Origin of the sequence: Streptomyces sp. NRRL S-646 (assembly GCF_000720765.1) — a bacterium.
Classification (GTDB): domain Bacteria; phylum Actinomycetota; class Actinomycetes; order Streptomycetales; family Streptomycetaceae; genus Streptomyces.
In genome coordinates this window covers 1-13179 of record NZ_JODC01000026.1, presented here as the reverse complement: position 1 = coordinate 13179, position 13179 = coordinate 1, and the positions used below count along the sequence as shown (strand labels likewise).

The 13179-nt window shown below is 70.2% G+C and carries 9 protein-coding genes and 1 pseudogene; 2 read left to right on the top strand and 8 right to left on the bottom strand.

What is annotated here, in order from left to right; translation table 11 throughout:
- Positions 1-185 precede the first annotated feature (185 nt).
- Entirely contained in the window at positions 186-1415 is a 1230-nt protein-coding gene (gene mshC / locus IH68_RS0143215; RefSeq protein WP_030947627.1) for a cysteine--1-D-myo-inosityl 2-amino-2-deoxy-alpha-D-glucopyranoside ligase, read from the top strand.
- Positions 1416-1515: 100 nt separating this feature from the next.
- Here the strand turns inward: mshC and IH68_RS0143210 are convergent, their stop codons facing one another.
- From IH68_RS0143210 to IH68_RS0143170, 8 genes are all read right to left on the bottom strand, one after another.
- Positions 1516-2133, bottom strand: coding sequence for a hypothetical protein (locus IH68_RS0143210; RefSeq protein ID WP_030947624.1), 618 nt, complete (start codon positions 2131-2133; stop codon positions 1516-1518).
- 34 nt (positions 2134-2167) lie between these two features.
- A complete protein-coding gene (locus IH68_RS0143205) occupies positions 2168-3889 on the bottom strand; it encodes a S8 family peptidase (RefSeq protein ID WP_030947620.1) in 1722 nt (573 codons plus the stop codon).
- A 256-nt stretch (positions 3890-4145) separates the two neighbouring features.
- Positions 4146-5126 (bottom strand): PAC2 family protein, encoded by a 981-nt coding sequence (locus IH68_RS0143200; RefSeq protein WP_030947617.1) that lies wholly within the window; start codon positions 5124-5126, stop codon positions 4146-4148.
- Between the two features lie 161 nt (positions 5127-5287).
- Positions 5288-5959, bottom strand: a complete 672-nt coding sequence (locus IH68_RS0143195) for a FadR/GntR family transcriptional regulator (RefSeq protein ID WP_030947615.1) — start codon at positions 5957-5959, stop codon at positions 5288-5290.
- 352 nt (positions 5960-6311) lie between these two features.
- A complete protein-coding gene (locus IH68_RS0143185; protein ID WP_030947614.1) occupies positions 6312-7928 on the bottom strand; it encodes a glycerol-3-phosphate dehydrogenase/oxidase in 1617 nt (538 codons plus the stop codon).
- A gap of 52 nt (positions 7929-7980) precedes the next feature.
- Positions 7981-9522 (bottom strand): glycerol kinase GlpK, encoded by a 1542-nt coding sequence (glpK, locus tag IH68_RS0143180; RefSeq protein WP_030947610.1) that lies wholly within the window; start codon positions 9520-9522, stop codon positions 7981-7983.
- A gap of 79 nt (positions 9523-9601) precedes the next feature.
- A complete protein-coding gene (locus IH68_RS0143175) occupies positions 9602-10402 on the bottom strand; it encodes an MIP/aquaporin family protein (RefSeq protein WP_030947607.1) in 801 nt (266 codons plus the stop codon).
- 387 nt (positions 10403-10789) lie between these two features.
- A complete protein-coding gene (locus IH68_RS0143170; RefSeq protein WP_030947599.1) occupies positions 10790-11554 on the bottom strand; it encodes an IclR family transcriptional regulator in 765 nt (254 codons plus the stop codon).
- A 295-nt stretch (positions 11555-11849) separates the two neighbouring features.
- Between IH68_RS0143170 and IH68_RS0143160 the strand changes: the two are divergent.
- Positions 11850-13179, top strand: a pseudogene (locus tag IH68_RS0143160) (homocysteine S-methyltransferase family protein); the annotation flags it as partial.

The window sequence follows — 13179 nt, the reverse complement described above, 5'->3', positions numbered from 1 at the left end:
TACGCGCCCCCAAAGGGGCGCGGGGCTGTATCGATATGCGGCTCCGCCGCGTGGGCGCGACAAGCCCCCACCGGCCCGCGGTGTACCCCCTACCCCAGCGGAGCGATATCGCGCAAGAGCGCCTTACCGGCCATCCGGCCCGGTCCGGTTCGTATGCGGAACTTCCGTCCGGTTACGCTCATGACATGCATGCCTGGCCCGCTTCCGAGGTCCCCGCCCTGCCTGGTCAGGGCCGCGACCTGAGGATCCACGACACCGCGACCGGCGGTCTGGTCTCCCTCGACCCCGGTCCCGTCGCCCGTATCTACGTCTGCGGCATCACGCCGTACGACGCGACCCACATGGGTCACGCGGCGACCTACAACGCGTTCGACCTCGTTCAGCGCGTGTGGCTCGACACCAAGCGGCAGGTTCAGTACGTCCAGAACGTCACCGACGTGGACGATCCGCTGCTGGAGCGGGCGCACCGTGACGGCATCGACTGGGTGGCCCTCGCCGAGCAGGAGACGGCCCTCTTCCGCGAGGACATGACCGCCCTGCGAATGCTGCCGCCGCAGCACTACATAGGCGCCGTCGAGGCGATACCCGGCATCGTGCCGCTCGTCGAGCGGCTGCGGGACGCGGGCGCCGCCTACGAACTCGACGGCGACATCTACTTCTCCGTGGAGTCCGACCCCAACTTCGGCAAGGTGTCCGGCCTGGACGCCGCCGCCATGCGGCTGCTGTCCGCCGAGCGCGGCGGCGACCCGGACCGTCCGGGCAAGAAGAACCCGCTCGACCCGATGCTGTGGATGGCCGCCCGGGAGGGCGAACCCAGCTGGGACGGCGCATCGCTCGGCCGGGGCCGCCCCGGCTGGCACATCGAGTGCGTGGCCATCGCCCTGGACCACCTCGGCATGACCTTCGACGTGCAGGGTGGCGGCTCCGACCTCGCCTTCCCGCACCACGAGATGGGCGCCTCGCACGCCCAGGTGCTGACCGGCGAGTTCCCCATGGCCAAGGCATACGTCCACGCCGGCATGGTCGCCCTCGACGGCGAGAAGATGTCCAAGTCCAAGGGCAACCTGGTCTTCGTGTCCAAGCTGCGCCGCGACGGCGTGGACCCGGCCGCGATCCGGCTGGCGCTGCTCGCCCACCACTACCGGGCCGACTGGGAGTGGACCGACCAGGTCCTCGAGGACGCCGTGGCCCGGCTCGGGCGCTGGCGCGCCGCCGTCTCCCGGCCCGACGGGCCGCCCGCGGAGGCCCTGGTCGAGGAGATCCGCGGGGCTCTCGCGAACGATCTGGACGCTCCGGCCGCGCTCGCCGCGGTCGACCGCTGGGCCGCACAGCAGGACACCGAGGGCGGTACGGACATCGGCGCACCCGGTGTCGTGTCGCGGGCGGTGGACGCTCTGCTGGGCGTGGCCCTGTAGCCGCAGCTGGCAAGGCACAGGAAAGGGGCGCTTCCTCCGTGGAGGAAGCGCCCCTCGTGTCACTTCGCGCGGGTCGGACCGTGTGGATCAGACCTGTGGATCAGATCCTGCGGATCTGGATGCTGCGCAGGACCTGCGGTGAGCCGGAGTCCCAGATGCCGACGACCTGGTGGCCGAACGCGAAGGCCTCCTGGACCTGGTCGTGGGTCTGGGCGTTCGGGTTGGCGAAGATCCTCAGCTGGCCGTTGATGCGCAGCGCGATGAGGCTGGGCTGCCCGGGCAGCGGCTGGACGACGTCGATGTAGCCGTCCGCGACGCCGGCCTGCAGCACCTGAGCCTGCACCTGCTGCTGGGCGTGCTGCGCGGCGGCCTGGGCGATCTGGTGGAGGTGCTGCTGCACCTGCTGCTCGGCCTGTTGCTGCGGGCTCATCTGCTGCTGGCCCATGTGCTGCTGCTGGCCGAGCTGCTGAAGCAGCTGCTGGAAGGGCTGCTGCTGGCCGAGCTGCTGGAGCTGCTCCAGCGAGCCGCCCATACCCATGGGCTGCTGCTGTCCGAACGGCTGCTGGCCGTAGCCCTGCTGCTGCCCGAACGGCTGTTGCTGGCCGTAGCCCTGCTGCTGCCCGAACGGCTGCTGCTGGTGCTGCTGGTAGGGCGACGTGCTCGGGAACTGCTGGCCTTGCTGTTGTCCCAGTTGGCTCATCTGCGGGGTGGTGCTCATGCGGGTGTCACCTTCCCTTGATGGTTGGGATGCGTCAGCCCGTGACGACCAGGCCGACGATCTCGTCGTCCGAGAACCACACTCGGACGTCGGGCCGTCCCCCTGCGAAGGCGGAGTGCACCGCCTGGCGGATTTCCGGGGACGGATGGTTCAGGTTCCGCCAGGCACCGGCCACGAACAGCCTCAGCCTGGGCGGGAGTTCACGGGGGTACGGCAGCAGCTCGTCCCAGTACCGTTCGGCCTGGCCCGAGCCGACCGCCTCCGGCAGCAGATGGGTGACCGCCGCCTTGATGTCGGGCCGGTTGCCGATCCGCTGCGAGGCGGGCCGGCCCGGCGCGTCCTGCTGTGGGGAGCCCGTGGCCCGCAGCACCTCGCGGGCCCGCTCCGGGGACATCGGCTGCTGGGCGGCCGCCTTGAGCATGCCCTGCAGTGCCGCCAGGGCGCCGACCACCACCGGGGAGGCGGAGGAGGTCCCGGAGAACGTGTCCGTGTACCAGGCGATCTCCTCGGGCCCGCCCTGCAGATCGCCGGGCTTGTCCCAGAAGCCGCCGGTGGTCGTCACCTCGCGTCCCCAGCCCTGGGCGTCCAGCCGGGCGCCGTAGTTGGAGAACGCGAGCCTGGAGCGGTCCGGGCCGTGGTCGCGGCCGTGCGTGCCGGGCGGCGGTGCGCCCGCCCCGACCAGGACGGCACCGGAGGACTGGTTGGAGGGATTGAACGGGTTGCGCCACCACTCGGGGAATTCGTCCGGGCGGCGCTCGTAGACCGCATCGTCCAGCGACTCCCCGCCGTTGCCGGCCGCCTCGACGACGAGGACGCCCTTGGCGGTGGCATACCGGATCGCCGCGTAGTCGTCCGGCCACCACTCGACGGCGACATAGCCGCGCTGGTCGTCGCGCTCGGCGTACTCGAACCGCGGTCCGGGGCGGTGCAGTTCGATCAGTACGACGTCGCCGGGGCCGAGCCGGTCGGCCGCCGCGTGGATCGCGGCCGCCGTGCCGATGCCCTGGAAGGACGCGGCCGCGGTCACCGCCTCGGGCACGATGCCGTTGACGCCGTATTCGTTGCGGTCGCCGCCGATCACGCCGATCACGGCCGTGCCGTGGTTGCGCCAGGCGAGATCGGTCAGCGGGGTGCCGACCACGACGCCGGCCAGCTTGGCGGCCAGGTCCTCATGGCCCAACTGCCAGGCGCCCTCGACATCGATGACCGTCACACCCTGACCCGACCCACCGGGGCGCTGCCAGGCCCAGTGGGCGTCTATCCCCTCCGGCGCGGGGCGCAGATAGCCTTGCCGGCTGCTGAAGTCGGGGGTGACGGGCGCCCCTTCCTTCAGCCGGCCGCTCTCCTCCGCCAAGGACGCCGGTACGGCACCGGGCTTGATGTACGCCGTCTCGATGCCCGGCAGCGCGGCGATCCGCGAGCGCAGTTCCTCGGCGCGGCTCTCGCCGCCGCGCACCCGGTAGAACATCGCGAGGTCTGGCACGTTGCCGTCGCTCGGCGAGGCGGACTGCTGCAGCCGCTCCTCGCTGCCGAACAGCGGCTCCAGGGCCAGCTGTTCATCGCTGAGGAACATGTTGAGAGCGGATACGTCGGCTCCCGCCGCCGAGCGCACGCCCTCGGCCTGGGCGCGCAGCCGGGCCTCGGGACGGGCGACGACGATCAGTTCCCGCTCGGCTCCTCGATAGGTGAATCCCGCTCCGTCGGGCCCCGGCCCGGACGTTCCCGGCCCTTGCGCCGGCTGTACCTGGTCGCTCATCGGTACCGCTCCCTTCGGTCCGTGCGGGTGCGCCATCGCTGCACAACCAAGCACGCCCTCGGCGGTCCGTCCACCCCGTCTTCACCAACTCGGTTTGAAAACAAGTTGAATTGGGTAGCGTGTGCAATCCGTCCTGAAATAGAGGTCACGTAGCAAACCGGCCAAAGACTGAAGAGTTGTCAGTCATGGGATGGGGCGGCAGAACGCAAAGAGGGCGGTGCGCAAGCTGCGCACCGCCCTCATTCGGTCGACCCGGCTATTCCTCCGACGACTCCTCGTCGTCCGGACCCGGCTTCGGTGGCTTCGGTGGCTTCGTACGACCGCTCGGGTTGTCCCGCAGATACGACGTGCTGTCGCTGCCGTCCGCGGTCGCGTGTCCGCCGCTCGACGGACCTCCGCCGTCCCGGCGCCGCAGGTAGCGCTCGAACTCGCGGGCGATCGCCTCGCCCGACGCCTCCGGCAGCTCCGCGGTGTCGCGGGCCTCCTCCAGCGTCTGCACGTACTCCGCGACCTCGCTGTCCTCGGCGGCCAGCTGGTCCACGCCGACCTGCCAGGCGCGCGCGTCCTCGGGCAGTTCGCCCAGCGGGATGCGCACGTCGATCAGGTCCTCCAGGCGGTTGAGCAGGGCCAGCGTCGCCTTGGGGTTGGGCGGCTGCGACACGTAGTGCGGCACGGCCGCCCACAGGGACACCGCCGGCACGCCCGCGTGCGTACAGGCCTCCTGCAGCACACCGACGATGCCCGTCGGGCCCTCGTACTTGGTCTCCTCCAGGTCCATGCGCTGCGCCAGGTCCGAGTCGGACGTGGTGCCGCTGATCGGGACCGGCCGGGTGTGCGGGGTGTCGCCCAGCAGGGCGCCCAGCACGACCACCAGCTCCACACCCAGTTCGTGCGCGAAGCCCAGCAGCTCGTTGCAGAACGAGCGCCACCGCATCGACGGTTCGATACCTCGGACGAGTACGAGGTCGCGCGGCTTCTCGCCGCCGACCCGGACCACCGACAACCTTGTCGTCGGCCACGTGATCTTGCGCACGCCGCCGTCCATCCACACCGTGGGGCGGTTCACCTGGAAGTCGTAGTAGTCCTCGGCGTCCAGCGCCGCGAACACCTCGCCCTTCCACTCCCTGTCCAGATGCGCGACCGCGGTGGAGGCGGCGTCGCCGGCATCGTTCCAGCCTTCGAACGCGGCCACCATGACCGGGTCGATCAGCTCGGGAACCCCCTCGAGCTCGATCACCCAGGCCTCCTTCCGACGTGCCCTCGCTTGACCACCCAACCTTACGGCGTGCGGCGGGGGCGCCCGCAGCCCCCTTGCACGGGGGAGTGAACGGATCACTGCCCCGTCCGGGGCCCTCGAACACCCATGATCGTCACCGCGGCCCCACCGCGCGCAGCCGCTCAGAGCGTCGAGCGAAGCCACTGCTCCACGCTCGCGATGTGCACCGTCGCCCAGGACCGCGCGGCCTCCGCGTCCCGGTCGCGCAGGGCGGCCAGGATCGCGCGGTGCTCGTGCAGGGTGCGGCTGACCGCGTCCTCCTGGGTGAGGCCGCGCCAGATGCGGGCCCGGGTGGTCGGCCCCGACAGGCCGTCCAGCAGCGAGCAGAGCACCGAGTTGCCGGAGCTCTGCACGATGCCCCGGTGGAAGTCGAGGTCGCAGGCGACCAGTTCCTCCACGGAGGGGGCGTCCCCGAGTTTCTCCAACTGGGCCGACAGCGCGTCCAGTTGCTGCTCGCTGATCCGGGAGGCGGCCATCGCCGTCGCGGCCGGCTCCAGGATGCGGCGCACCGCCAGGAACTCCAGCACCGTGTCGTCGCGGTGGAAGTCGACGACGAAGCTCAGTGCCTCCAGCAGCAGCTGCGGATCGAGGCTGGTCACATACGTGCCGTCGCCCTGCCGCACGTCCAGGATCCGGATCAGCGACAGGGCACGCACGGCCTCCCTCAGGGAGTTGCGGGACAGTCCCAGCTCGGCGGCCAGTTCGCTCTCCTTGGGCAGCCGGTCGCCGGGGCGCAGCGCGCCGGAGACGATCATCCCTTTGATCTTCTCGATCGCCTCGTCGGTGACTGCCATGGGCGGCCTCCCTGTCGTTCAGACCTGTCGTTCAGACATCCGATGTATCAGGCCATTATGGGGGTTCAGTGGGCTGAACGGAGGGCCGAATGCTCAGCTCAGGGCGAGAACCTCCAGGTGGGCGAGGACGGCGCCCTCGCCGAGGGTCCCCAGCCCACGGTCCCGCATGTGCGGCTCCGCCGCGTGGCCACGACCAGCCCACACACACCCGCAGACGACTCACGACGCAACACAAGCAAAAGGGGCGGCTCCGTCGGCGCGGAGTCGCCCCTCTCGCGGATCCGGCCCCCTAGGGGAGAGGGGCCGTTCCCCGATCGTGCCGGCCCTGGTCAGGGAAGGGGCCGGCGCGAGGTCACTTCTTGTCGAGCAGGCCCTGGACCTTGGCGCGGATGTCGTCCGTGGCCAGGCCGCGGATCGTCAGCGTCGTACGACGGCGCAACACGTCGTCCGCCGTCTCGGCCCACTCGTTGTCCCGGGCGTAGACGACCTGCGCCCAGATCTCCGGAGCGTCGGGGTGGACACGCTCGCCCAGCTCCGGGTTCTCGTTGGCGAGGCGGGCGATGTCGAAGGACAGCGAACCGTAGTGCGTGGCCAGGTGCTTGGCGGTGTCGGCCGCCATACGCGGACCGGGCGCCGGGTTGTCGACCAGCAGCCGGTGGGCGACCGCACGCGGGTTGGCGACACCCGGGAGCGGCAGCTTCTTCGGCAGCGAGGAGATGGGCTCGAAGTCGTCACCCAGCGGAGCGCCCGGCAGCGCCTCCAGCTTCTGCATCACCGTACGGCCGATGTGCCGGAAGGTCGTCCACTTGCCGCCCGCGACGGACAGCATCCCGCCACGGCCCTCCGTGACCACGGTCTCGCGCTTGGCCTTCGCGGTGTCGCCGGGGCCGCCCGGCAGCACCCGCAGACCCGCGAAGGAGTACGTGATCAGGTCACGGCTGAGCTGCTGGTCCCGGACCGAGAACGCGGCCTCGTCCAGGATCTGGGATATGTCCTTCTCGGTGACCGAGACATCCGCGGGGTCGCCCTCGAACTCCTCGTCGGTGGTGCCGAGAAGCAGCATGTCCTCCCAGGGGAGGGCGAAGGTGATGCGGTACTTGTCGATGGGGGTGGCGAGCGCGGCCTTCCACGGGGAGGTGCGCTTCAGGACCAGATGCGCGCCCTTCGACAGCCGGATCGACGGAGCGGCATTCGGGTCCTCCATACGACGCAGGTGGTCGACCCAGGGGCCGGTCGCGTTGAGCACCAGACGGGCGTTGACGCCGAACTCGTCACCCGTCGTACGGTCCTTCAGGTCCGCGCCCGTCACCCGGCCCTTGGTGAACCGGAGTCCGGTCACCTCGGCGTGGTTCAGGACGACGGCGCCCGCCTCGACGGCCGCGCGGACCGTCATCAGCGCCATGCGCGCGTCGTTCATCTGGTCGTCGCCGTAGACGGCGACGGCCTTGAGGTTCTCGGTGCGCAGCTCGGGCACGTCCTGCGCCGCCTTCGCGGGGGACAGGAGGTGGCCCACGCCGTCACCGAACGCGGAGAGCGCGGAGTAGGCGAAGACGCCCGCCCCGAGCTTCGCAGCGCCGTGCGGCCCGCCCTTGTACACGGGGAGGTAGAACGTGAGCGGGTTCGCCAGGTGGGGGGCCACCTGGCGGGACACCGCACGGCGCTCGAAGTGGTTCTCCGCCACCAGCTTCACCGCGCCGGTCTGCAGATAGCGCAGACCGCCGTGGAGGAGCTTGGAGGAGGCGGAAGAGGTGGCGCCGGCGAAGTCGCCGGCGTCGACCAGCGCCACCCTGAGGCCGGACTGCGCGGCGTGCCAGGCGGTGGAGATGCCCAGGATGCCGCCGCCGATCACGAGGAGGTCGTACGACGCCTTGGCGAGCTGCTCCCGGGTCTCGGCGCGGCTCGGGTTGGAGCCGGAGGCCGGGCGCGTACCGAGGGCAGGCACGGACTGCAGGGTGGGCTGACTGGTCATTTCGGGTTCTTACTCCTCATCAGAGCTTACGAGGGCCTTGGCAGAGGCCTCGTCAGCTCTCTTCGTCCTCGAGCCAGCCCATGGTCCGCTCGACGGCCTTGAGCCAGCTCTTGTACTCACGGTCGCGGGTGTCCGCGTCCATGCGGGGGGTCCACTCCGCGGCCCGGCGCCAGTTGGCACGCAGGTCGTCGGTGCTGGTCCAGAAGCCGACGGCGAGACCGGCGGCGTAGGCGGCACCGAGGCAGGTCGTCTCGGCGACCATCGGGCGCACCACGGGGGCGTCCAGGAAGTCCGAGAGGGTCTGCATCAGCAGGTTGTTGGAGGTCATACCGCCGTCGACCTTGAGGGCCGCGAGCTCGACGCCGGAGTCCTTGGTCATGGCGTCCGTGATCTCACGGGTCTGCCAGGCGGTGGCCTCCAGGACGGCGCGCGCGAGGTGCGCCTTGGTGACGTAGCGGGTCAGGCCGGCGATCACACCGCGGGCGTCGGAGCGCCAGTACGGGGCGAACAGACCGGAGAAGGCCGGCACGAAGTAGGCGCCGCCGTTGTCCTCCACCGAGAGCGCGAGCGTCTCGATCTCGGCGGCGGTGGAGATCAGGCCCATCTGGTCGCGCATCCACTGCACCAGCGAACCGGTGACGGCGATCGAGCCCTCCAGGGCGTAGACCGGCTTGTCGTCGCCGATGCGGTAGCCGACGGTGGTCAGCAGGCCGCTGTACGAGTTGATGATCTTCTCGCCGGTGTTCAGCAGCATGAACGTGCCGGTGCCGTACGTCGACTTGGCCTCGCCCTCCGCGAAGCAGGTCTGGCCGAACAGGGCCGCCTGCTGGTCGCCGAGCGCGGAGGCGACCGGGATGCCGCCGAGCAGGTCGCCCAGCTTGCCGCCCTTGATCTCGCCGTAGACCTCGGCGGAGGAGCGGATCTCCGGCAGCATCGCCAGCGGGACGCCGATCGACTCGGCGATCTTTTCGTCCCACTCCAGCGTGTGCAGGTTCATCAGCATGGTGCGGGAGGCGTTGGTGACGTCGGTGACGTGGTGACCGCCGTTCACACCGCCCGTCAGGTTCCAGATGACCCAGCTGTCCATGGTGCCGAAGAGGATGTCGCCGCGCTCGGCGCGCTCACGCAGGCCCTCGACGTTGTCGAGCAGCCAGCGGGCCTTCGGACCGGCGAAGTAGGAGGCCAGCGGCAGGCCGGTCTCGCGGCGGAAGCGGTCCTGGCCGACGTTGCGCCCGAGCTCCTTGCACAGGGCGTCGGTGCGGGTGTCCTGCCAGACGATGGCGTTGTGGACGGGCTCACCGGTGTTCTTGTCCCAGAGCAGCGTGGTCTCGCGCTGGTTGGTGATGCCGATGGCCTTGATGTCGTCGCGGGTGATGCCGGCCTTCTGGATGGCTCCGGCGACGACTTCCTGGACGTTGGTCCAGATCTCGTTGGCGTTGTGCTCGACCCAGCCCGGCTTCGGGAAGATCTGCTCGTGCTCCTTCTGGTCGACGGAGACGATACGTCCGTCGCGGTCGAAGACGATGCAGCGGCTGGAGGTGGTGCCCTGGTCGATCGCGGCGATGAAGGGGCCGGCGGTGTGGGCGTCGGTCACGGTGTGCTCCTGAAGTCCTTGGAAGGGAGGGCTGTCTGTACGGCGCGGTGCTGTTTAAGTGCGGTGAAGTCCGGTGCTCTTAAGCAAAAGCGACGTTGTAGATGCCTGCAGCGAGCGCGGCGCCGATCAGGGGACCGACGACCGGGACCCAGGCGTAGCCCCAGTCCGAACCGCCCTTGTTGGGCAGGGGCAGGAGGGCGTGCACGACACGCGGACCGAGGTCACGGGCCGGGTTGATCGCGTAACCGGTCGGACCGCCGAGGGACAGACCGATGGAGACGACGACGAGCGAGGTGATCAGGGCGCCCAGGACGCCCAGGCCCTTGCCGCTGTCGTTGAGGCCCTGCGTGAGGACGGCGAGCACGAGCACGATGGTGCCGATGACCTCCGTGGCGACGTTCTGCCAGGCGACCCGGACCTCGGGGCCGGTGGAGAAGATGCCCAGGACCGGGCCTGCGCCCTTCTCCTGCGCCTCGACGGCCTTGGCGGCCGTGGCCTGCGCGCCCGGACCACCGACGATCTCCTTGTCGGTGAGGTGCGCGTGGAACTGGCCGTAGTAGGCGACCCAGACCAGGGCCGCACCGATCATGGCGCCGAGCAGCTGCCCGCCCCAGTAGATCGGGACGTCGCTCCAGTCGATGCCGTCCTTCTTGAGCGCGAGCGCGAGCGTCACGGCCGGGTTCAGGTGGGCACCGGAGAGCGGTGCCGAGGTGTAGACCGCCGTGAGTACCGCGAAGCCCCACCCGAAGGTGATGGCCAGCCAGCCGGCGTTACGGGCCTTGGAGGCCTTCAGCGTCACGGCGGCGCAGACGCCGCCGCCGAGCAGGATGAGTATGGCGGTACCGATGGTCTCGCCGATGAAGATGTCGGAGCTGGACACCCGCGACTCCTTTGTCCTTCGTCCAGGGGACCGAACCCCGGGTCCCTCCGGGAGTTCGAGCTGCCCTCGGGGGTGAGAGCGAATACCGGCCCTTGGCGTTGTCACACTCTAGCGCGTATTGCCGGTAGGTGTTCGACAATGCCGACCGATGGACGGGAGTCTTGCTCCGGCGTCAGGTGTGCGTCAAGGCCTGTGTTGGCGAAAATGCGATCGTTATCGATCGACTGTGAACAGTCGATCTTGCAGGTCAGATGCCTATGACTGCGTACGGCCGGGTAACAAGCGCGGCGCGTACCGACCGGATGGTTCGCCTGGTCGCGTCCGGGCACGACCGAGACCGGGACGCCGCCCGACGTCCCGGCCTTCTCCTGTGTCCTGCCAGGTCCTTCAGAACCGCCCGGCGCCCAGGTCCCGCGACACCGCACGGGCGCAGTCCCGCACCGCGGCGATCAGCTCCGGGCGCAGCTCGCCGTCCCGGCACAGCCGCTCCACGGCGCCCGTGATCCCTACCGCGCCCACCGGCATCCGCCGCCGGTCGTGGATGGGCGCGGCGACGGACGCGACGCCCTCCCAGGTCTCCTCGACGTCGGCCGCGTAGCCACGCGCGCGTGACATGTCGAGGATGTGCTCGAAGTCCGCCGGCTCGCACACGGTGCGGTCGGTGAAGGGCTTGCGGTCGGCCTCGATCGCCTCGCTGTGCGCGACCGGGTCGTACGCCGAAAGGACCTTGCCCAGGGCCGTGGAGTGCAGGGGCTGCATGGCCCCTATCTCCAGCACTTGACGGCTGTCGTCGGGCCGGAAGACATGGTGCACGATCAGTACGCCCTGCTGGTGCAGGACGCCGAGGTACACGCTCTCCCCGCTGGACCGGGCCAGGTCGTCCGTCCATACAAGGGCGCGCGCCCGCAGTTCGTGCACGTCGAGGTAGGTGGTGCCCAGGCGCAGCAGTTCGGCGCCCAGCTGATAGCGCCCGGAGGCGTCGTCCTGCTCGACGAAACCCTCCTGCTGGAGGGTGCGCAGAATCCCGTGGGCGGTGCCCTTGGCGAGGCCCAGTGACGAGGCGATGTCCGAGAGGCCGAGCCGTCGCTCGCCGCCCGCGAGCAGCCGCAGCATCGCGGCCGCCCGTTCGAGCGACTGGATGTTCCGTGCCATCGCCGTACTGCCTCCGTCCCCTTCGACCGTCGACGTAGCGACGTCGCTGCCGCTGTTCGGCAATGTCGAACACTACCGGTCGATGCCGACCTCCCGCTAATGGTCGGTCCGCATCCGTCGGGTTCTGTTGTGTCACTCGTATCCCGGGAGTGACCTGCCCGTCATCCTCGTCCGCCCCGTGGACGCCCCTGACCATCCCCGGCCGACCCCGGTTACCCTGGCGAGGTGCGCCTACCGGGGGCAGTTCCCGGACAGACGCAAAGCCGACAGCCGTCGCACCTAAGGGAGCCCCTTAATGGCCTCGTCGCCACTGACCCCTTCCGCCGACAGCCGGACCCGTGTGTCCGCGCTCCGCGAGGCGCTCACCACCCGAGTGGTGGTCGCCGACGGAGCCATGGGCACCATGCTGCAGGCGCAGGACCCCACGCTGGACGACTTCCAGCAGCTGGAGGGCTGCAACGAGGTCCTCAACGTGACCCGCCCCGACATCGTCCGCTCGGTGCACTCCGCGTACTTCGACGCGGGTGTCGACTGCGTGGAGACCAACACCTTCGGCGCGAACCTCACCGCTCTCGGCGAGTACGACATCCCCGAGCGCGTCGCCGAGCTTTCCGAGGCCGGCGCCCGCATCGCCCGCGAGACGGCGGACGAGTTCGCTGCCCGCGACGGCCGGCAGCGCTGGGTGCTGGGCTCGATGGGCCCCGGTACCAAGCTGCCCACCCTCGGCCACACCACCTTTGGCGCCATCCGCGATGCCTACCAGCAGAACGCCGAGGGCCTGCTCGCGGGCGGCGCGGACGCGCTGCTCGTCGAGACCACCCAGGACCTGCTGCAGACCAAGGCCTCCGTCCTGGCCGCCCGCCGGGCCATGGAGACCGCCGGGTACCAGGTCCCGCTGATCGTGTCGGTGACAGTGGAGACGACCGGCACCATGCTGCTCGGCTCGGAGATCGGCGCGGCGCTCACCGCACTGGAGCCGCTCGGCATCGACATGATCGGCCTGAACTGCGCGACCGGCCCCGCCGAGATGAGCGAGCACCTGCGCTACCTGGCCCGCCACTCGCGTATCCAGCTGTCCTGCATGCCCAACGCGGGCCTCCCGGTCCTCGGCAAGGACGGCGCCCACTACCCGCTCACGGCGCCGGAGCTCGCCGACGCCCAGGAGACCTTCGTACGCGAATACGGCCTCTCCCTCATCGGCGGCTGCTGCGGCACCACCCCCGAGCATCTGCGCCAGGTCGTCGAGCGCGTCCGCGACCTCACCCCGACCGAGCGCAACCCGCAGCCCGAGCCGGGTGCGGCCTCCCTGTACCAGAGTGTGCCGTTCCGTCAGGACACCTCCTACCTGGCGATCGGTGAGCGGACGAATGCCAACGGTTCGAAGAAGTTCCGTGAGGCGATGCTGGCCGGCCGCTCCCCGCCTCCCGCTTCGCGAAGGTCACCCGGCTCGCCCGCGAGCACGGCGCGGCGCTGATCGCGCTGACCATCGACGAGGAGGGCCAGGCCCGCACCCCGGAGAAGAAGGTCGAGATCGCCGAGCGGCTGATCGGCGACCTGACCGGCACCTGGGGCATCCACGAGTCGGACATCCTCATCGACACCCTGACCTTCACCATCTGTACCGG

Bases quoted from the DNA above. Each gene is read 5' to 3' on its own strand.
- mshC (WP_030947627.1), top strand. From the start codon at position 186: ATGCATGCCTGGCCCGCTTCCGAGGTCCCCGCCCTGCCTGGTCAGGGC.
- IH68_RS0143210 (WP_030947624.1), bottom strand. From the start codon at position 2,133: ATGAGCACCACCCCGCAGATGAGCCAACTGGGACAACAGCAAGGCCAG.
- IH68_RS0143205 (WP_030947620.1), bottom strand. From the start codon at position 3,889: ATGAGCGACCAGGTACAGCCGGCGCAAGGGCCGGGAACGTCCGGGCCG.
- IH68_RS0143195 (WP_030947615.1), bottom strand. From the start codon at position 5,959: ATGGCAGTCACCGACGAGGCGATCGAGAAGATCAAAGGGATGATCGTC.
- IH68_RS0143185 (WP_030947614.1), bottom strand. From the start codon at position 7,928: ATGACCAGTCAGCCCACCCTGCAGTCCGTGCCTGCCCTCGGTACGCGC.
- IH68_RS0143170 (WP_030947599.1), bottom strand. From the start codon at position 11,554: ATGGCACGGAACATCCAGTCGCTCGAACGGGCGGCCGCGATGCTGCGG.